The sequence below is a fragment of the bacterium genome, assembly GCA_027622355.1.
GTDB lineage: Bacteria > UBA8248 > UBA8248 > UBA8248 > UBA8248 > JAQBZT01.
The window spans coordinates 1-19,417 of the sequence record JAQBZT010000014.1 but is presented as its reverse complement, the minus strand read 5'-3'; the positions used below and the strand labels follow the sequence as shown (position 1 = coordinate 19,417).

Below are 19,417 nucleotides of genomic sequence, written 5' to 3'. Positions count from 1 at the left end.
GCTCCAGGCGGTTGTCCAGGCGCTGGAGAACTCCCTCGACCTCCACCGCGTGCCGCCGGGTCTCGGCGAGCTTCTCGGAGCGCTCGCTCAACTCGATGCGGAGCCGTTCCCGGTCGGCCTCTGTCGCGGAAATGCTGGCGAGAAGGAGTTCCTCCTGCCCCTTCAGGCGGGTGTACTCCTCCTCGGCCGGGCTGAGTTCCGCCTCGAGCCGCAAAAGCTCCAGGGCGGCAATGCGCAGCGAGAGCTCCTCGACTTCCTGCTGGTATTCCTTGTAGAAGGTCGCCTTCTTGGCCTGACGGCGAAGCGAGCGCAGGCGCGATTCCTTCTCGCGCATGACATCGGCCACGCGAAGCAGGTTGCCCTGGGCCAGCTCCAGCTTGCGGAGGGCTTCGTTCCGGCGACTCTTGTATTTCATGATGCCCGCCGCCTCTTCGATCAGGAGGCGGCGGTCGAGCGGCTTGGCGTTGACAAGGCCTTCGATCCGCCCCTGCTCGACGATGGAGAAGGTGTCGAGGGAGACCCCGGTATCGAGAAACAGGTCGGTGATGTCCTTCAACCGCGCCGGATTGCGGTTGATGAGATATTCGCTCTCGCCGGAGCGGTAGAGCCGGCGGGTGACGATGAGTTCTTCGAAGTCCTTGTATTCGGGGGAGGTAACAACCCCCTTGATGTTGCTGATGGTGAGGGACACCTCGGCCATGCCGTATGGCTTGCGATCGGCGCTGCCGTTGAAGATGACGTCCTCCATCCGCTTGGCCCGAAGGGCCCGGGGGGCCTGCTCGCCGAGCACCCACCGGATGGCGTCGGAGACATTGCTCTTGCCGCAGCCGTTGGGGCCAACCACAGCCGTCAACCGATCGCCGAATTCGATGACGGTGCGGTCAACGAACGATTTGAACCCCACCATTTCCAGTCGTTTGAATTTCAACTCTGTTACCTCGGAAGTCGGCCCGGCAGCGCGGGTGCGAAAAGGGCGGTAGGATTTACTACGCTACCAAAAGTGGCGGACAGGTGCAAAGGGAGAATTCACTGTTTCAGGCGTCTTTTTTTGGCCCGGAGGAAACGTCTGCATCGCCCAGCAAGCGGAGGGATTCATGCGCGGCGAACTGCTCGGCGTTTTTTTTCGTCGTCCCGGTTCCCCGGCCGTAGACTTTTCCGTCAAAGCGCACTTCAACCTCGAAAACTTTTTCGTGCTCGGGACCGCTCTCTTGAACGACTTTGTACACCGGCGGCTTTCCCCCCATGCCCTGGAGGGCTTCCTGAAGCCGGCTCTTGTAGTCCACATTTCCCGAGGGCTTTTTCCCGGTCCAGAGCCACTCCATGACCCGCTCCGCACAGGTGTCATAGCCCGCATCCAGGAAGATGGCGCCGACCAGGGCCTCGACGGCATCGGCCTGGATCGAGGGCTTTTGCCGGCCAGCCGTTTTCTCCTCCCCCTTCCCGAGCAGGATGTGGTCGGACAGATTCATCCGGCGCGACGCCTTGGCGAGGGCATGGCCGCTCACCCGCTCGGAGCGCTGCCGCGTCAGGGCCCCCTCATCGTCCTCTTCGTGCTCGCGCCACAGGCGCTCCGTGACGATCAACTGCAAGACCGCATCCCCCAGAAATTCGAGCCGCTGGTTGTCCTCGATGGGCGGCATCAGTTCCTGGGCGTAGGAACGGTGGGTGAGGGCCTGCCGGAGAAGGGCACGATCGGAGAAGCGGTACCCGATGGCGAATTCGACTGCCTCCAGCGCCGAATCATCCTCCTCTTTCAAAGAGGAACTATCGCCCGAGAGGCTTAAATCCTGAGTGTTCATCGCGGCTTCTTATCGAGGCGGGGCGGGGACGCTAGGAACCGTTCGTTTCGTACTTTCGATAGAGAAGGGTGGCGTTGGTTCCGCCGAACCCGAATGAATTCGTCAAGGCGCAGCGGATATCCGCCTTCCGGGGGCTGTTCGGCACATAGTCCAAATCGCATTCCGGGTCAGGATTTTCGTAGTTGATCGTGGGCGGGATGATCTTGCGGTCGATGGCCATGACGGTGTAGCACGATTCGACGCCGCCCGCCGCGCCCAGAAGGTGGCCGGTCATGGACTTCGTGGAACTCACCGGAATCTTGTAGGCGTGTTCGCCGAAAGTTTTTTTGATCGCGACCGTTTCGAGCTTGTCGTTGAGTTCAGTGGAAGTCCCGTGGGCGTTGATGTAATCGATCTTCTCGACGGAGACGCCGGCGTCATCCATGGCCATCTGCATGCACCGGGCGGCCCCGTCCCCTTCGGGGTCAGGGGAGGTGATGTGGAAGGCATCCGAGGTGAGGCCGTAGCCGCCAATCTCGGCGTAGATCCGGGCGCCGCGGGCCTTGGCGTGCTCCTCGCTCTCCAGGATGAGAATGCCGCACCCCTCGCCCATGATGAAGCCATCGCGCTCGCCGTCGAAGGGCCGGCTCGCCCGCTCGGGCTCATCGTTCCGCGTGCTGAGCGCGCGCATGGCGCAGAAGCCGCCCATGCCCAGCTCGGTGATGCAGGATTCGCTGCCGCCGGCCACCATCACGTCCGCGATGCCTCTTTGGATGAACTTCATGGCATCGCCGATGGCGTGGTTCCCCGACGCGCAGGCCGTCACCGTGCAGGTGTTCGGCCCCTTCAGGCCCCACCTGACGGACACCTGGCCCGCGGCGAGATTGGCCAGGAGCATCGGGATGAAAAACGGGCTGATCCGGCGCGGGCCGTGATTTCCGAGGACGTCCATATAGTTCTCGATGGCCGGCAGACCCCCCAGCCCCACGCCGATGACGGCTCCATACCGGGGGGCCACCTCTTTGTCCGGGGTGGAAAGACCCGCATTCTCAAAGGCCATGTGCGTCGAGGCCAGAACAAACTGGATGAAGGTGTCCATCTTCTTGATTTCTTTTCTGTCGATGTAGTCTTCCGGGTTGAACCCCTTCACCTCGCCGCTGATCTTTGTCGGCAGGCGCTCGGGGTTGAACCGGGACACCGGCCCGATGCCGGATCTGCCCTCCATCAACCCCTTCCAGTTTTCCTCAACGCCAATGCCGAGAGGCGTCAGCAAGCCCATGCCTGTGATAACGACCCGGCAGTCTGACTGTGCCACTTTTATTCTCCAATTATCGAGCAGATACTTTTCGGAACCGTATTATTATTGTTTGCCTTCGATATAGCTGATCGCATCCCGAACCGAGGTGATCTTCTCCGCGTCCTCATCCGGAATTTCGAGGCCGAACTTTTCCTCGAAAGCCATGACCAGCTCAACCGTGTCCAGAGAGTCGGCACCCAGATCGTTGATAAACGAAGCCTCGGGCACCACCTTGACCCTATCCACGCTTAACTGTTCCACAATGATATCCTTGACCTGTTCGGCAATATCCGACACTCGTTATCCTCCCAAATCCGTTGCGGAGAACTTTTACAAAGAAAGTTCCCACTCAGACGCCCCGTCACCCTTTCAGGTAAGGTTCGTGCGCCCCTGACAATTTCCAAAACCTTCTGGGCGGAAAACGCCCACTTCCCCATCTCAACAATCCCGCGCGAGACAACGGGGAGGGATCTGACTCTTCCCCTCCCTTTCCCACTGTTTATAGGCCAAATATTACAACAGAGAAACCTTATGAAGCGAGAGTATCTCCAGGGCGCGAAAACGGGGGGAAAGATTATCCGAACTAGTTGAAAAATCAATCATCCCCCGGCCGGACCCTCTCCGGCCCTTTTCGCGGCCAACTCAAAAAGGCCGGAAACCGCGCTCTCCAGGCTCGCTTCATCCTCCACATTGAATACGGGGATATCTTTCACAATCCGCCGATGCAGGCCGGAGAGCACTTTCCCGGGCCCCACCTCCACTGCCGCGTCAAAGGAGTCTTCGCTGGCGGCGCGGACCGAATCCACCCAGCGGACCGAAGAGCGGACCTGTTTTTTCAGGAGCTGGCGGGCCTCATCCGCATCCGAAATGCGCTGGCCCGTCACGTTCGCGTAGACGGAAATCCCCAGCGGGCGAAACGGGAATGCGTCGAGGACTTCGCTCATCCTTTCCGCGGCCTCCTCCAGGAGGGAGGAATGGAAAGGTGCGCCCACAGGCAGCATCACGGCCTTTCGCACACCTCTCTCCCGGGCCAGCTCGACGGCCGCTTCCACCGCTTCTCGCGTGCCGGAGATCACCGTCTGATCGGGCGCATTGTAGTTCGCCACCTCCACTACGCCATCAACCTCTCCGCAAATGGCTTCGGCCACCTCGCTGCTTATCCCAAGGAGGGCCGCCATCGCGCCGCCCCCGACGGGAACCGCCTCGTGCATGAACCGGCCGCGCTCTTTCACCAGATGGAGCGCACTTTCAAAATCGAAGGCACGGGCCGCGAGGAGGGCCGAGTACTCCCCCAGGCTGTGGCCGAGCGCAAGGTATGGGGCTACCCCCCGCTCCGAGAGGAGACGGTGGGCAATATGGCTGTGCACCAGAATCGCGGGCTGGGTATGGCAGGTGAGGGTCAGCTCCTCTTTCGGTCCCTCAAAGCTGAGCTTGGCGAGGTCCCAGCCGAGAATGTCGCTGGCCTGATCGTAGAGCTCCCGCGCCCACGCATGGCGGTCGTAAAAATCCTTGCCCATCCCCACATGCTGGGAACCCTGCCCGGGAAAAAGAAAGGCAATCCGCAAGTTGTTCAATGCATCAGAGTGACTCATGCCAAGAACCTGCCCGTCAGACAAAGAGGAAAGCCACCCTCCTTCCATGCGAGCGAATGAAGACCATTCATTTTCTCAGGGCGGAAACTCATACCGAAACCGGCGATATCACCTACCACTCCACCAAGGCGGCTCCCCAAGTGAGTCCGCCGCCGAAGGCGGCCATCAACACGGTGTCCCCCTGGCGCACCTTTCCTTCCCTTACCCATTCGTCCAACGCCACGGGGATGGTAGCGGCAGACATGTTACCATATTTATCAATCGTCACGACGACACGATCCATGGAAAAACCGATGCGCTTCGCCACCGCTTCGATGATCCGGATGTTCGCCTGATGCGGAACGAACACGTCCACATCCGATACGCTCATCCCATTTTCCTCGAGAGCCTCCACGCACACATCCGAAAAGTGGCGCACGGCGGTCTTGAACGTTTCTCGACCGCGAAGCTTCAGTGTGTGCTCCTTGGCCATGGCGTCCTCGGCCGTGATGGGAGTCTTGCGGGAGCCTCCTCCCACAACGACGATCATATCGCCGTCCTTCCCGTCGCTGTACAACTTCGAGTAAATGACGCCGCGGCGGCCGTTTTCGGCGGGCCCCAGCACTACTGCTCCCGCGCCGTCGCCCCAGAGCACGCTGCTGCCCCGATCGGACCAATCGATCACCCGGGACATGATCTCCACCGAAACAAGCAACACATTCTTCGCCAGCCCCGAGCGGATATATGCGTCGCTCACTTGCAGCCCGTAGATAAAGCCCGAGCAGGCCGCGTTCAAATCGAAGGCCGCCGCGCGGCTGGCCCCGATCCGCGCCTGCAGCCAGCAGTCCGCCGAGGGGCACATCGTATCCGGGGTGAGCGTCGTGAGAACGATGATGTCGATGTCGCTGGCATTGAGCCCCGCTTCTGCGAGCGCCCTTTCGCACGCCGGAACAGCAAGCTCCGAAGCGGCCTGGTCGGGAGGAGCGATGCGGCGCTCCCGGATCCCCGTCCGCTCACGGATCCACTGGTCACTGGTGTCCACCATTTTTTCCAAATCACTGTTCGTAAGAACCTGCTCGGGCAGGTTCGAGCCGATCCCGAGAATCGCTGAGGAAGGCATAGATGATTTTCCCGGTTAAAGACGAAAAGAAAGGGCGTACGGGTCAGGCCTTGATCTCGGGCAACTCTTCTTCTGAGTTATCTCCCGGAAAAATGCCGGAACGGATATGGTTCCACAGTCTCCAGCCGCGCTCGGCACTCCGCTGCAGGGTGAGATGCTGGTCAATCTGCTCCTGAATCCTCTCGTCCAGCCGTTGCCGTACAATATGGGCGGTCGTTTTCAGGGCGTTTTTGACGGCCTTGGCGTTGCTCCGGCCATGCCCAATTGTGCACAAACCGTTCAAACCCAGCAACGGGGCGGCACCGTACTCGGAGTAGTCGGTGCGCTTCCGCATGGATTTTATCCCGTTTTGCAGGAACATATACCCGAGTTTGTTCCGCCAGGACTGGGTAATCTCCTCCCGCAGGATGGAGGTGAGCATCTCGCTGAGGCTCTCGCTGACCTTGAGGGCGACGTTGCCGGTAAATCCGTCGCACACGATCACGTCCATGCCTCCCTGGAAGATGGTGTTGCCTTCCACGTTGCCCACAAAGTTCATCCCGCTCCGGTGAAAGAGCTGAAACGCGGTTTTGAGCGAGTCGGTCCCCTTCGAGTCTTCATCGCCGACATTCAGCAGGCCGATGGTCGGATTCTTCTTGCCGAGCACCGCCTCACTGTATACCGCGCCCATGATGCCGTACTGGAACAATTGCTGCGCCTTGGGGTCGAAGTTGGCCCCGACATCGAGCATGACGGAAAAGCCCTTCAAGGTCGGGATCAGGGCAGCGATGGCCGGCCGGATGACGCCCTTCATCCGCTGCAGAATGTGTAACGAGGCGACAAAGGCGCCCCCGGTGTCCCCGGCGCTGAATACGGCGTCGGCCTCGCCCTCCTTCACCAATTCAACAGCCACGCGGATGGAGGAGTCAGGCTTGCTCTTAAACGACTTCGAAGGGGACTCTCCCATTTCCACGACCTGGGTCGCTTCCCGAATTTCAAAAGGAACATCTCGCGCCGCCAGCCGGGCAATCTCGGCATCGACCCGCTCGGGAACCCCGACCAGGATGGTTTCAATCCCGAACTCCCGGTAGGCAAGCAGAGCCCCCTCGACAACAGCGGCAGGAGCGTGATCGCCACCCATGGCATCAACGGCTATTTTCATATTGACGGTGCCGCGCCGCCCTTCCGTAAAGACTCGGAACGGCTAGGCTTCCTTTACAGCGAGAACTTTTTTCCCTTTGTAATGCCCACAAGCCGTGCAGACCCGGTGCGGCGGAACGGCCTTGCCGCAATGGGAGCAAAGCGCAACCGTGGGTGTCGCGACCTTGTAGTGGGTTCTGCGTTTGCGGCCCCGCGTCTGCGAATGGCGGCGTTTGGGAAGTCCCATGTTTTCAATCCTCCTTGCTTTCAAAATTTCCGGCCTCCGAAAATGGAGGCCAAAAGTCCCTATCTCTTCCACTCCCGAAGGGACGCCCAGCGGGGATCTATGTGTTCCTTATCGCCCACCCCCTCGCCTTCGAGCAGATGGCGGCACATCTCGGGCGCCTCGCCGAGACACTTTCCCGGACACCTCGGCTGAATCGGGATGGCCAGCCCGATGATATCGCGAACCGGGGGAGCGAGTTCGACCCTTCCCCCCTTGATGAAGGAAATGTCGAGGCTCCGCTCTTCGAGTTCGACCTCCTCCTCTTCCACCGGCCGATGCGCCGGCAACGGCTGGAAATAGATCATCAGCGGCTCATCCACGGGAAACGGCAACTCGGCCAGCCCCAGGCTGCACACCAAAAGGAGCTTGCCGCTGACCCTTCCCCGAAAAACAGCCTCCTCGCCTGTCTTCTCCAGCCTGCCCCTGATCCGGATGTCCGTTGCCGGGGGCCAATCCTCTCCCTCAATCCCCAAATCGGCCGCCTCGACCACCAAATCGAGATCGAGACCATCGTCCGGAATGCGCACAAGGGAAATCTCGAGGTCAGCCTTCACGGCCCCTTTTCCTCCCAGCCAAGCAAACCGGGCCAAACCTCGCAACGGGCCCTACACCCGATGGGGAGGGCAGGTAGCAGAATATAGGGACACCGGGTTGGACCTGTCAAATACAGGAAAGGGGCGGACCCGAAAAAGATGCCCCTTAAATACCTGATTTGTATATATTTAATTCTCTTTCAACATTTCCAGCAAGCGCCCCTCCCGCACCCCTCCCGTCGAGACGCGGAATTTCTCCCTCCCGAGCCGCTCGATCACCTCCCGGACCACAATCAGGCCGGCCAGGGCCACATCTTCGCGGCCCGGCTCAAAACCCTCAAGCTCCGTTCGGGCAGCGCGGCTGAGGCCGGCGAAGCGGGGAATCCATGACGAGATCTCCTCCCGGGTCAGCTCCACTCCGTTGATCCCCTGCAAACCCGGCGCGCCCTCCCGGACAAACCATGCGAGCGCCACCGTCCCGCCGCAACCGACCAACGGGACCGCATCATCCCCGATTGCGGAAAAGCCGCTGCCGGCCAAAAGCCTCCGGACCTCGGCCACACAAGTTGCTACCTCCCCCGCCGGAGTTGGCATCTCCCGCAGGTGGCGCTCGGTGAGATAGACCACCCCCGCGGGCAGGCTCGCCACTTTCCGGGCCTCTTCTCCCTCCGCCTCGATCAGCTCCAGGCTCCCGCCGCCGATGTCGAAGACAAACGCCCGTGGGGGGATGGCGCCCAAACTCGAAAGCGCCCCCGCCTGGGCCAGCCGCGCCTCCTCCTCGGCGCCGATGATGCGGAGCGGGATTCCCGCTTCCTTCGCCGCCTCCAAAAACTCCACCCCGTTCACGGCATCACGCAGGACGCTGGTGGCAATGGCATCGAGACGGTCCACCGGATGCGCCGCGATGACCCGCACAAACCGCTCCAGACACGCCAGCCCGCGCCGAAAGGCATCCGGCGAGATCCGCTTCGTTGCGGCGACGCCCTCGCCGAGCCGGATCAACTCGCGCCACCGGCCATGGGACACGAGTTGGCCCTGCGCGTCGAGGTGTGCCATCGCGAGGCGGGCCGCGTTCGTACCGAGATCCACGACGGCTGCAAGCGGCCGATCGTCCGGTTTCTCTGAGGAGGAGGGTGTCATGGGTTGAAGTTCAGCGAGAAACTAGCCGTTGCGGTAACGATCTTTCAGGTGGCTGTACACCACGGGGGTCTTTCCGAAGCGCTCGCGCTCTTCATCGTTCACATCGCGGACATACCGGGCCGGGGTGCCCATCCACAGCGTGCCGGGTTCGACGACTTTGCCCTCCGTCACCACGGCGCCGGCGGCCACCACGGCGCCCTCGCCCACCTTCACATTGTTCATGATGATCGCCCCCATCGCGATGAGCGCCCCATCGCCCACCTCACAGCCGTGCACGATGGCGCCGTGGCCCACGGAAACGTCATCGCCCAGGATGCAGGGGTGAAGCCCGTTTTCCACATGAAGGATGGAGCCGTCCTGCACGTTGGACCTTTTCCCGATCCGCACGGGCATCTCATCCCCCCGGAGCACGCAGCCGTACCAGATGCCGCTCTCCTCGCCGATCTCAACATCGCCGATCAGGACGGCCGTTTCCGCGATCCAGGCCGTTTCGTGCACCTTGGGCATCTTGCCTTCAAAGGGAATGAGCATTCTGAGGACCCTTCCTTTTCCTAGGAGCCAGGAACCGGGGAGCGCATCGCCACAACGTCCGACCCCCTTCTTACAAGAAAAGGCGAAAGATTCAACTGCCTTTGCCGCAACTGGACCACCCCGAAAAAGACCTCCCGGTGCTTTTTCGGAACCGGCATCCCGGAGGGGAGCCCCGCCTTCAGCGGATCGAGGGGGCGTCCATTCTTCTTGATTCGGTAATCGAGATGGGGGCCGGTGGAAAGGCCCGTCGAACCCACATGACCGATGACCTTTCCCTGCTGCACCTTCACCCCCCGGCGCACCCCCATGCCCAGCCGTGAGAGGTGAAGATAGGAAGTTTCAAATCCCATCCCATGGCGAATCCGGACCATCTTGCCAGCGGCGCCCCGCCAGCCCGCCCAGATCACCTGCCCGTCCGCCACCGCGCGGACAGGCGTTCCCGGAGGCGCCGCATAGTCCACCCCGTAGTGCGGCCGGAACCGCTTCAGAACCGGATGAAACCGGCGCCGGGAGAACTTGGAGCTGATGCGCGTGTAGCGAAGCGGCGAGCGGAGAAAAGCGCGGCGAATAGTTTCTCCCTCCGGCGTATAATACTCGGCGCCCCCGCGATCGAAGAAAATCGCCGTGCGACGGGTCTCACCCGTGACAATCTCTGCCGCCAGGATTCGCCCGAACCCCGCCGGGCGGCCCTGGAAAGAGCGCATCTCCAGCAGGACATTGATCCGGTCCCCCGGGTGCAGATCTTTGTGAAAATCAATCACCCACCCGAAGATGTCCACCAGCTCCTGGGCAACGACCGGCGAGCCGCCGCTCTTCGATACGGTGCCGAAAAGTGAGCCATCGATGGCACCCTCCAGGCGGACCAGCTCGACCTCGTAGGGAATCTTTTCCATCCTCGCCCGAAAGACGCCCGAGCGGGTCCGGTACACCCGAAGCTGCCGTTCATCGTCCACCTGAAGAAGGAAACGGTGCACTCCCGCAGCCCCTTTGACCAGCTCATACCAGTGGCCCGGACGGATTTTCGAGAGGGGATGGCTTTCTCTGCTGGCCGCCATGAGAGCGGCGATCTCCTGTGCGGAAACACTTTGCCCTTCCAGGACGCCGTAGGCGGTGTCCTGCGTGGTGAAGCGGGCCTCCAAGATCTGGCTCTCCGGCGTATCGGGCATGGCGTCCGGGGGAGGATTCTTGCCGCTTTGCAGGGAAGGTTCGGCCCCTGCCGGAACCGGGGGTGCCGGGGGCGGGATTTTCGCCGCACGCTCCTCGGCCGGCTGCTTCCCCTTGTCGCCGCTACTTTGAATGAAAGGCGTCCAGACGCGCTTGAGGGCCCGCAGTGGCGTTTCCAGGAACTGGCAGCCACCCAGCAAGAAAGAAACGACAAAAAGGCCGATGAGCGGCCAAAGCCGTCTTCGGCGCCCTCCGGTGGGTTCCGTGGAAACCCAGTAGCGCCTCCTGCGAATCGGGGGAAATTCGTAACGCATTGTTTTTGCGGCCAATATTCTGGGCGGAGGAACATGCGGGCGCCATAAAAACCTAAACTATTCCATGAACAAAGTTACATAAAACACTATTATATAAGTTATTATGAAATTCAACAATAAAAAAATCCGCCACGCCTCCCTCCCCCGATACGATTGCAAGGAGGGAGCCTCCGTTTCAAGGTAACTCTTTCTAAAACAATTACTTAATTTTCAGGCAAAAATCCGCCCGGGGATCCGCTTTGAGAGAGGGGGGGGGGATGGCAATTCCGGGATCGGGGCTAGCTGTCTGCGAGAAGGGCCTTCCGGATCAGGTCGAGGGCAAAGATGGGCACGCGCGACTGGATGAAACGCTCGTTTCCTCCGAAGCCGCCGCGGTGGTGGAGCACCTCTTTTCCCGTCGAAAGCGCGATGCAGGTATCGCCCACCGCGGGGGCGCTGGCGCTCTTTTCGGGCTCGATGTCGGGCGAGGGGTTCGGACCGATGATGGCGAGGCCGTAGTCGGCCCCGGTTTCATCGCGGATCATCTGGGCCAGCGTCTCCGCCAGATCGCCCCCGTCGGGCTCGGTGTCGAGCGGAAGATGGAAGATGCGCAGAAGCTCGGACACCTCCATCGCCACGATGCCGCGGCGCAGGTACTTCGCCCGGTTCGGCTGGGCCGAGAGCCGCTGGAGAACGGCGCCGCCCGTATTCGTCTCGACGACCGACACCGTTTTCCCCTTCTCGGCCAGAAGATCGGATACCACCTCCTCGAGAGAAGCTTCTCCGACGCCGTAGATGGAATCCCCGAGAAGATCGCGGACCTTGACTTCCAGCACGTCAATTATCTTCTCGGCTTCCTCGATGTTCGCCGCGCGGGCGGTGATGCGCACGTCCACCTGCCCGGGGTGGGCGAGCACCCCGATGCTCGGATTGATCGACTCGCGAAACAGATCGCCGATGATCTGATCGACGCGGCTCTCGCCCACGCCGCAGGTTTTCAGGACGCGGGTGCGGATCACCTCGCCGAGCGAGAATTTTTTCTGGAGCATCGGGACGGCGCGCTCCCCGATGATATAGCGCATCTCGTGGGGAACGCCCGGGCTCGCGATGATGACGCCGTGCGCGTCCTCGCAGTAAAAGCAGGGGGCTGTCCCCCGGGGGTTCTCGATGACAGTGGCGCCCGCCGGAACGAAAGCCTGCTTCCGGTTGTTCTCGGTCATCTTGAATCCGCGGCGCTGGAAGTAAGCGTCGATGTAGTCGTAGAGATCCTGGCGGAACTCCAGCTCCACCCCCATCACCTTGGCGATCGCCTCGCGCGTCAGATCGTCTACCGTGGGCCCGAGGCCGCCCGTCGTCGTGACAATCTGGCTTCTCTTGTGGGCCTGATCGATGACAGAGGCGATGCGGCCGAGGTTGTCGCCCACCGTCGCCTTGAAGAAAATGTTCACGCCGATGGCCTTGAGCTGCCTCGCGATCCAGGCACTGTTCGTGTCAATCAGATCCCCGAGCAGCATCTCGGTTCCGATGGCGATGATCTCGGCGCGTACGGTCTCGGCCATGAAAAATCCTTTTCTGAAAAGGGCGCAGGCGGCCCGCGAAAGATGCGCATATTAGGCAAGAGGGGCGCCGAGGGCAAGCAGGACCGCCCGCGGCGGAACCCATGATCTACAGTTCGAGAATCCCGATGACTTCCTCCAGCCGCCGAATCTCAAAGTCGGGGGGCGGGCTTTTCTCTGGAACGGGGTGTCCCTTCGGGTTCAGCCAGGCCGACCGGATGCCGGCCCCCCTCGCCCCCACGACATCGGCCTCGAAATCATCCCCGACAAACAATATCTCCCCCGGCGCGGCGCCCAGCCCCTCGGCCAGGCTCCGGAAAAGCCGCGGCGCGGGCTTCCGGTAGCCCGCCTCCTCGGAGATCAGCACCACATCGAGAAAGGGCGCGATGCCCGTCCGCTCGAGCAGCCCGCGGGCCGCGGGGGCATGATCGAAATTGCTCAAAAGCCCGATGGGAAGGGACGCCTTTTGAATCCGCTCCAGCAACCCCAGCCGCTCGGGCGGAAACACCGCCGAGGCCGTCAGCGCCTGCATGTGGGCCTCCACCGCCACCCGGACGGCCGCCTCCCGCTCCCCGGCCGGGATGGTATCGATCTTCTCCATCAGGAGGGTGAAGCGATCGATAGAGGAAATCTCCCGGAGCTCGGAATCCCGGTTGCGCGCGCTCCAGACCTCTTCCGTGTTCTCGAGCCAGAGCGCATGAAAGGCTTCGTAGGCGGGCAGAACAGCCCCCGCCCCCTCCAGCGCCTCGAAGGCAGCGCGCGAGGTGGTCTTCTCCGGCTTGCCGTCAATCTCGACGACCGGAAAGAGGCCTTGGTCGAAATCCACCAGCGTATCGAACAGATCAAATCCAACCGCGCGGAAGGGGGGCAAAATTCTCTCCTAAAATCAATATGATATAATTAATCCAGCTACAAACTTTCTTCGCCGCTATATTTAACAGTTTTCACATACCAAGACACAGCCTTTTACTGCAAACACCTAGGAAGTATGACATGCCAGGAATCCCTTTAGAAAATTGGGAAGCGTTTGAAGAAAAAACAAAAGACCTATTTGACAACGTAAAAGCGAAATCCACCCCGCTTTTCAGAGGACAAAGAAACGCGACATGGTGTCTTGATACAACCTTGGAGCGTTTCACTGATCAGGAACACACAATGCATCATTACCATGACCATATGAAATCAATACTGCCGGCTGTTCAATCTTTTACTGGTAAATCATGGCATATCGGCGAAGAATTCAAAAAATTTCCCAAGGACTACAAACGTGCCCCCCAAGGGCTCGAGTTTATGGTTTATCTTCGGCATCATGGCTTCCCGGCACCAATCCTGGATTGGACGCGATCTCCTTACATCGCTGCTTTTTTTGCTTTCAGAAATTCCGAGAGCAGCGAGGACAAAAGGGTGGCAATCTATTATTTCGCGGAAGGCAAAGGTGGACGGACTGAGAGTCCTCGAATTGTGCGCATGGGCCCACGCATGACTACACATAGCAGACACCATACTCAGCAATGTGAATATACTTATTGCGAGAAAAAAACAGATAACCCAGACAACCCATGGGTTTACTGCAACCATAAAGAAACATTCAGCCAAAACGATCCTGACCAAGGCATCTTGACGAAATACACTTTACCCAATTCTGAAAGGCTGGAGGTCTTGAAAAAATTGGACATTATGAATATCAATGCTTATTCACTTTTTGGAAGCGAAGAAAGCCTCATGGAAACATTGGCATACAGAAAAATCACAAACCCACCTTACTGAGCGCCTTAAGAGAAAATAAAAAACCCTACCCGTAGCGCTCTTCCTTGAAGGCGTCGGCGTCGTTGTGGTAGCCGTTCCGCTCCCAGAAGCCCGGCTTGTCCGCCACCAAGAACTCGACGCCGCGCACCCACTTGGCGCTCTTCCAGAAATACCGCTTCGGCACGATCAGGCGAAGGGGCCAGCCGTGCTCGGGGGAGAGATTCTCCCCGTCGTGCTTCCACGCCCAAAGAACGTCATCGTCCATGCACGCCGCGAGCGGAAGGTTCGCCGCGTAGCCCCCCTCCGCGTGCACGATGACAAAGCGCGCTGTGGATTTCAGGCGGATGGTTTTGACGAACTCCTTGAACAATACCCCGTGGAAGACGTTGTCCATCTTGCTCCAGTGGGTGACGCAGTGGATGTCGCAATGGACATCCGAAGCGGGCAGCGCGGTGAATTCCGCATGGGTGAAGCGGCGCTCCTCTTCCACCTCGCCGAAGACGCGCAACTCCCACGCCGCGAGGTCCGCCTCGGGCACAGGGCCCTCGTGCAGCACGGGCCACTTTTCGGTGACGCTCTGACTCGGCGGCACGCGGTCCCCGTACTTTTCGGCCAACTGCTTCTTGTTCAGCGCGCTCAAAGAATGTCTCCTGCAGGATCATGCGACAAGATCATGCTACAAGATCACGAAGCGGGCTTAATCTTCCGAGGGCGAGAGGAGGACCTTGAGGCCCTCGCCGCGCTCCATGAGGCCGAATCCAGTCTCCCACTCCTCGAGCGGAAGCACGTCGGACACCATGGCCTCCATGTCCACCTTCTCCTCTTCCATCAGCCGGATGGCCGTCCGCCAGGCGGAGTGCTTCTGCCCAAACGTGCCGATGAGGCGCACCTCTTTCCAGGCGAGCTGGTCGAGGTCCACCTCGACGGGCCGGCCCGGCAGGCCCACCTGGAGTATCTGCCCGCCCTTTCGGACATGTTCGAGGCAGGCGCGGGAGGCCGCCGGCGCCCCGGCCGCATCGATCGCCATGTGGACACCCCAGCCGCCGGTGAGGTCCTTCACGGCTTCGGCCAGATCGTCCGTTTCGACGTTCAGGACCCGCGCCGCGCCAAATTTCTCCGCGAGAGCCAGGCGGTGGGCGTCCTTCGAGGTGCCCGCCACGATGACACGCGCCCCGAAGGCCATCGCCACCTGGGCGCAGGCCGTCCCGATGGTGCCCGGCCCCATGACGAGCACCGTGTCCTCCGCCTCCAGATGGCACTGCTCGGTCACGCCGTGGACGGTCACCGCGAGCGGCTCGGTGAGGGCGGCCGCACGGAAGCTCACGTTCCCGGGAAGCTTGTGGATAGACTCCGCGCGCGTCACGACGAAATTCGTGAACGCCCCGTGGCTCACCATCCCTGCGATGTCGCGCCCCTCGCAGCGGTTGTAGTTTCCCGATGCGCAGTGCGGGCACGCCCCGCAGGTGCGCTTCGTCGGCTCGGCGGTCACCCGATCCCCCGGCGCGATGCCCTCGACGCCCGCGCCCACCTCTTCAATCACTCCGGCGAACTCATGGCCCAGCGCCACCGGCGGGGTATAGTAGAAAAATTCGCCCGATGCGATGTGGACATCCGTTCCGCAGATCCCGGCATGAACGACGCGCACCTTGACCTGGCCGGAGCCCGCCTGCGGCTCCTCGATCTCGCGAATCTCCATGTGGCCGGGGCCCTTGGCGGTTTTCATCAAGGCTTTCATCGGATTTTTCCCCTGGGAAAAAAGAAGGGAGCTGCCCCCCCCCTTTTTTCGAGGAGGAGCGGATCCCTTTTCAGTCTAGGCGTTCAGCACTGCGATCACGCGGCAGGGGGAGCCCGAGCCGTCCACGATCTTCAGCGGAAGGCCGATGTAGAGAAACTCCTTGCCCACCACCTCCTCGATGTTGCAGAGGTTCTCGGTGTTCGTCCGCCCCAGCTCCCGGCAGACCAGGTGGCAGATGTAATCCGGCGAATGGGCCATGTCCATGCTCGGCGCATCGGTGGCGACGTTGAGCGCGCCGCACTCGCCGTAGACGTACTCGGCCGCGTCCTTCGTCCAGCCCGCGTAGGCGGTCGTATAGGAAGGTTTCGGATAATGCCGCTTGTAATGACCGTAGGTGTAGCAGACCGTGTCGCCCGGCTTGATCTCGAGCTTGTGGTGATCGAGGCGGCGCTTCACGTCATCCGCGCTGATGTAGCCGTTATCCTTGACGTTCTCGAAGTCAATCGCGATGCCCCGGCTGTAGAAAAAGTCGAAGCCCATCTTGTCGATGTGGAGGGCTTTCGGAGAGGGATCGAGATGGCTGATGGAGTCCACGTGCGTCGGGCCATGCTCACACACCTGGAGAATCCCCGAGTAGTAGCTCATCTCGCTCTGAAAGCGCCCGCTCGCCGCGCTCTTCTCGTGGGTCATGTGCGTCCAGCGCCAGGTGTCGGGGTGTCCCACGAACACCGGCATCCCCTGGTAAATTTCTTGGGTCAGATCGACGATTTGATGATTCTTGTATCCCATTGCGCTCTCCCCCGGGCCGACTCGACCCCTCTAGTCCATCCACATGCCGCTAATCCATCCACATGCCGCTAATCCATCCACATGCCGCTAATCCATCCACATGCCGCCGTTCACGTTCAGGACGGCACCGTTGATATAAGCTGCTTTGTCGCTGGCCAGGAAACACACCGCATCGGCCACTTCATCGGCCGTGCCGAAGCGCCCGGCGGGAATCTGCCGCTTCCACTCCTCCCCCCGGACGGGGATCATGTCCGCCGTCATCTTCGTCTCGATGATGCCCGGCGCCACGGCGTTCACCCGCACCTTCGGGGCGAGCTCCATCGCCAGCGCCCGCCCGAAGCCGATCACCCCCGCCTTCGAGGCGCAGTAGTGGGCGTGGAGCGGGCTCCCCCGCTGCGCGGCGAGGGAGGCCAGGTTGACGATCACCCCGCCGCGCTCCTGCTTGACCATGAAGCCGCCCGCCGCGCGGCAGGCCGCAAACGTGCCGCGGAGGTTGACCTCCAGCGTCTGGTCCCACTCCGCATCGCTCATCTCAAGCACCGCCCGGTGGCGGTAGATCCCGGCGCAGTTGACGAGAATGTCGAGTCGCCCATGCCGGGCGTGGGCACCTTCGATGACCTCGGCCACCGCCCCGGAATCGGCGACATCCAGGGTGCGGGTCTCCAGCCGCTCTCCCGCCGCCTGAAATTCAACCCGCGCCGCTTCCAGCTCCGCCTCGTCCAGATCCGCGAGCGTGACCCTTGCGCCCGCGGCCAGAAACTTCCGCGCCGCCGCCCGGCCGATCTCGCCCGCCCCGCCCGTCACGAGCGCGAGCCTTCCCTCGAATTCACCCGCCATGCGCCCGCTCTCCCGCCGCCCCGTGGTAGGGCCGTAAACGAAATGAAATGAATGGTATATCCGCAAGGACGAGCCGATCTTAGGGGGGCCCTCCCCCGGATGTCAACGGAGGTGGCATCCGAAAGGTGGCATCCGAAAGGATGCCGTTACAAAAAAAATCCCGCAGAATCCCGCAGCCCCCCGAAATTGACACGCCCCGGTCCGCTCTCTAGGATGCCCCTCTCGCGTAAATCTTTCGGGGCACGCCCATGCCGGACCCACCTCGAATCTCCTGCATCTTGCTCGCCGCCGGGATCTCGCGCCGCCTCGGGCGGAACAAGCTCCTCCTCGAGGTCGAGGGAGAACCGAGCGTCCGCCGGGCGGCCCGCGCATTGCTCGGCTCGAAGGCCGCCGAGGTCATCGCCGTCACCGGCCACGAGCGGGAAAAAATCGAGGCCGCCCTCGCGGGGCTCCCCGTCCGCTTCGCCCACAACGAACGCTATGCGGAAGGCCAGGCCGGGAGCCTCCAGTGCGGCCTCCAGGCGGCGGACCCGGGCGCGGCGGGCTACCTCTTCGCCCTGGGGGACCAGCCCCTCCTGAGCGCCGGGCTGGTGGACCGGCTCATCCAAGCTTTCGGCACGGAAGCCCCCCCTCCCCTGATCGCCGCCCCCTTCGCGGAGGGAAAAAGAGGAAACCCCGTCCTCTTTTCGGCGGAGCTCAAAAGCGAGCTCGCCGCCCTCACGGGGGACCGGGGCGCGCGGGAGATCATCGAAAAGGTGCGCGCCGAAGCGCCCGATCGCTTCCGCGCCGTCGAGGCCGAAAGCGCCGACCTCTTTCTGGACATCGACACCGAAGCGGATTACAAAAGAATTACCGGCAAAGAGCCCGAGAACACATAAGCGCCGGGCGCGGGCAGTGGGTCCGTTTACACAATGGACCTGCGGTGTCATTCCGAAGGAGCACAGGGAACCCAAGCGAACGGGTTCGCTTGGGGCCCGCAGCGACTGAGGAATCTGCTGTGGAAAAGCAGATTCCTCGCGCCTCCGGCGTTCGGAATGACAAGAAAAAAGCAAACTGACCCACTCCCCGGGCGCGCCCCGAAAAAGGAGAGAGAGACCATGATCCCCCCCTTCCAGATCGCATCGGGCCCCCGCGTCCGCTTCGGCCGGGGCGAAGTCTCCGCCATCGGCCAGGAAGTGAAGGCCCTCGGCATGAAGAAGCCCCTCCTCATCACCGACGCCGGCCTCGCCGGGACCCATGTCCTCGATCCGCTCCTCGATGGGCTGAAGAAAGAAGGGGTGGAGTTCGCCTACTTCGATCGGGCCGAGCCGAATCCCTCCGACGCCAGCATCGAGAAGGCGCGCGATTTCTATCGTGACAACGGCTGCGACGGAATGATCGCCGCGGGGGGCGGCAGTTCGATGGACACCGCCAAGGCCGCCATGGGCATCATCGCCATGGGAGGCATCCCGCGCGACATCTACGGCTTCGGCAAGGTGACGAAGGCCGCGCCCCCCCTCATCACCGTCCCCACGACGGCGGGCACCGGCAGCGAGGTCACGCTGAGCGCCATCGTCACCGACGCCAAGCTCCGGATCAAAGCCGTCCTCGCCGCCCCGCCGCTTTTCGCCAAGGTGGCCATCGTCGATCCGGGCCTGCTCGCCGGCTTGCCGCCCCACATGGCCGCCGGCACCATGCTCGACGCCTTGACCCACGCCATCGAGGCCATGGGCTCCCCCAAGGCGAACCCCTGGACGGACGCCCTCTGCCTTCAGGCCATCGAGTTCATCGGAAGGCACGGCCGCGCCTTCGTGAAGGACCGCGCGAACCCTACAGCCGCAGATCGCATCTCCCTCTCCTCGACCTGGGCGGGCTACGCCTTCACCAACGTCGGCCTGGGGATCGTCCACTCCCTCGCCCATCCCATCGGGGCCTACCACCAC

General features: G+C 61.8%; 21 protein-coding genes. 3 read left to right on the top strand and 18 right to left on the bottom strand.

The genetic code is table 11. The annotated features are described in order from the left end of the window. The 14 genes from O2807_01905 to O2807_01840 all read right to left on the bottom strand — a co-directional run. Positions 1-928: AAA family ATPase (locus O2807_01905; GenBank protein ID MDA0999258.1), on the bottom strand; the 928-nt coding region annotated here is incomplete at its 3' end. Positions 929-1,034: 106 nt separating this feature from the next. Next, on the bottom strand, positions 1,035-1,799 hold the full coding sequence (gene rnc, locus O2807_01900) for a ribonuclease III (protein MDA0999257.1): 765 nt from the start codon (positions 1,797-1,799) through the stop codon (positions 1,035-1,037). Positions 1,800-1,830: 31 nt separating this feature from the next. After that, the gene (gene fabF / locus O2807_01895) at positions 1,831-3,093 is read right to left on the bottom strand and encodes a beta-ketoacyl-ACP synthase II (GenBank protein ID MDA0999256.1); all 1,263 of its coding nucleotides are present in this window, start codon (positions 3,091-3,093) and stop codon (positions 1,831-1,833) included. Positions 3,094-3,138: 45 nt separating this feature from the next. Then, positions 3,139-3,372 carry an acyl carrier protein gene (locus O2807_01890; GenBank protein ID MDA0999255.1) on the bottom strand — a complete coding sequence of 78 codons (234 nt, stop codon included), beginning with the start codon at positions 3,370-3,372 and terminating at the stop codon, positions 3,139-3,141. A gap of 302 nt (positions 3,373-3,674) precedes the next feature. After that, positions 3,675-4,667: an ACP S-malonyltransferase gene (gene fabD, locus O2807_01885; protein ID MDA0999254.1), complete on the bottom strand. Its 993-nt coding sequence runs from the start codon at positions 4,665-4,667 to the stop codon at positions 3,675-3,677. Between the two features lie 112 nt (positions 4,668-4,779). After that, a complete protein-coding gene (locus O2807_01880) occupies positions 4,780-5,766 on the bottom strand; it encodes a ketoacyl-ACP synthase III (protein MDA0999253.1) in 987 nt (328 codons plus the stop codon). Between the two features lie 43 nt (positions 5,767-5,809). Beyond that, entirely contained in the window at positions 5,810-6,907 is a 1,098-nt protein-coding gene (plsX, locus tag O2807_01875; GenBank protein ID MDA0999252.1) for a phosphate acyltransferase PlsX, read from the bottom strand. Positions 6,908-6,949: 42 nt separating this feature from the next. Further along, a complete protein-coding gene (gene rpmF, locus O2807_01870) occupies positions 6,950-7,132 on the bottom strand; it encodes a 50S ribosomal protein L32 (GenBank protein ID MDA0999251.1) in 183 nt (60 codons plus the stop codon). Positions 7,133-7,191: 59 nt separating this feature from the next. Then, on the bottom strand, positions 7,192-7,725 hold the full coding sequence (locus tag O2807_01865; GenBank protein ID MDA0999250.1) for a YceD family protein: 534 nt from the start codon (positions 7,723-7,725) through the stop codon (positions 7,192-7,194). Between the two features lie 168 nt (positions 7,726-7,893). Continuing rightward, positions 7,894-8,844, bottom strand: coding sequence for a Ppx/GppA family phosphatase (locus O2807_01860; protein ID MDA0999249.1), 951 nt, complete (start codon positions 8,842-8,844; stop codon positions 7,894-7,896). A 21-nt stretch (positions 8,845-8,865) separates the two neighbouring features. After that, positions 8,866-9,375 (bottom strand): gamma carbonic anhydrase family protein, encoded by a 510-nt coding sequence (locus O2807_01855; protein ID MDA0999248.1) that lies wholly within the window; start codon positions 9,373-9,375, stop codon positions 8,866-8,868. Between the two features lie 20 nt (positions 9,376-9,395). Further along, a complete protein-coding gene (locus tag O2807_01850) occupies positions 9,396-10,853 on the bottom strand; it encodes a peptidoglycan DD-metalloendopeptidase family protein (GenBank protein ID MDA0999247.1) in 1,458 nt (485 codons plus the stop codon). A gap of 278 nt (positions 10,854-11,131) precedes the next feature. Continuing rightward, positions 11,132-12,391: a CinA family nicotinamide mononucleotide deamidase-related protein gene (locus O2807_01845; protein ID MDA0999246.1), complete on the bottom strand. Its 1,260-nt coding sequence runs from the start codon at positions 12,389-12,391 to the stop codon at positions 11,132-11,134. A 106-nt stretch (positions 12,392-12,497) separates the two neighbouring features. After that, positions 12,498-13,259, bottom strand: a complete 762-nt coding sequence (locus O2807_01840) for an HAD family hydrolase (protein MDA0999245.1) — start codon at positions 13,257-13,259, stop codon at positions 12,498-12,500. A gap of 122 nt (positions 13,260-13,381) precedes the next feature. Here O2807_01840 and O2807_01835 point away from each other — a divergent pair, with 122 nt between their 5' ends. After that, positions 13,382-14,155: an FRG domain-containing protein gene (locus O2807_01835; GenBank protein ID MDA0999244.1), complete on the top strand. Its 774-nt coding sequence runs from the start codon at positions 13,382-13,384 to the stop codon at positions 14,153-14,155. A 25-nt stretch (positions 14,156-14,180) separates the two neighbouring features. Here O2807_01835 and O2807_01830 read toward each other — a convergent pair whose 3' ends face one another. The 4 genes from O2807_01830 to O2807_01815 form a co-directional block, all read right to left on the bottom strand. Next, a complete protein-coding gene (locus O2807_01830) occupies positions 14,181-14,774 on the bottom strand; it encodes a sulfite oxidase-like oxidoreductase (protein ID MDA0999243.1) in 594 nt (197 codons plus the stop codon). Between the two features lie 57 nt (positions 14,775-14,831). Continuing rightward, a complete protein-coding gene (locus O2807_01825) occupies positions 14,832-15,869 on the bottom strand; it encodes a zinc-binding dehydrogenase (protein ID MDA0999242.1) in 1,038 nt (345 codons plus the stop codon). Between the two features lie 75 nt (positions 15,870-15,944). Further along, the gene (locus O2807_01820) at positions 15,945-16,658 is read right to left on the bottom strand and encodes a cyclase family protein (GenBank protein ID MDA0999241.1); all 714 of its coding nucleotides are present in this window, start codon (positions 16,656-16,658) and stop codon (positions 15,945-15,947) included. Between the two features lie 87 nt (positions 16,659-16,745). Then, positions 16,746-17,495: an SDR family NAD(P)-dependent oxidoreductase gene (locus tag O2807_01815; protein MDA0999240.1), complete on the bottom strand. Its 750-nt coding sequence runs from the start codon at positions 17,493-17,495 to the stop codon at positions 16,746-16,748. Between the two features lie 248 nt (positions 17,496-17,743). Between O2807_01815 and O2807_01810 the strand changes: the two genes are divergently transcribed. Further along, positions 17,744-18,373, top strand: coding sequence for a nucleotidyltransferase family protein (locus tag O2807_01810; protein MDA0999239.1), 630 nt, complete (start codon positions 17,744-17,746; stop codon positions 18,371-18,373). A 219-nt stretch (positions 18,374-18,592) separates the two neighbouring features. Further along, positions 18,593-19,417, top strand: an 825-nt coding sequence (locus O2807_01805) for an iron-containing alcohol dehydrogenase (GenBank protein ID MDA0999238.1), incomplete at its 3' end; no start/stop codon positions are given.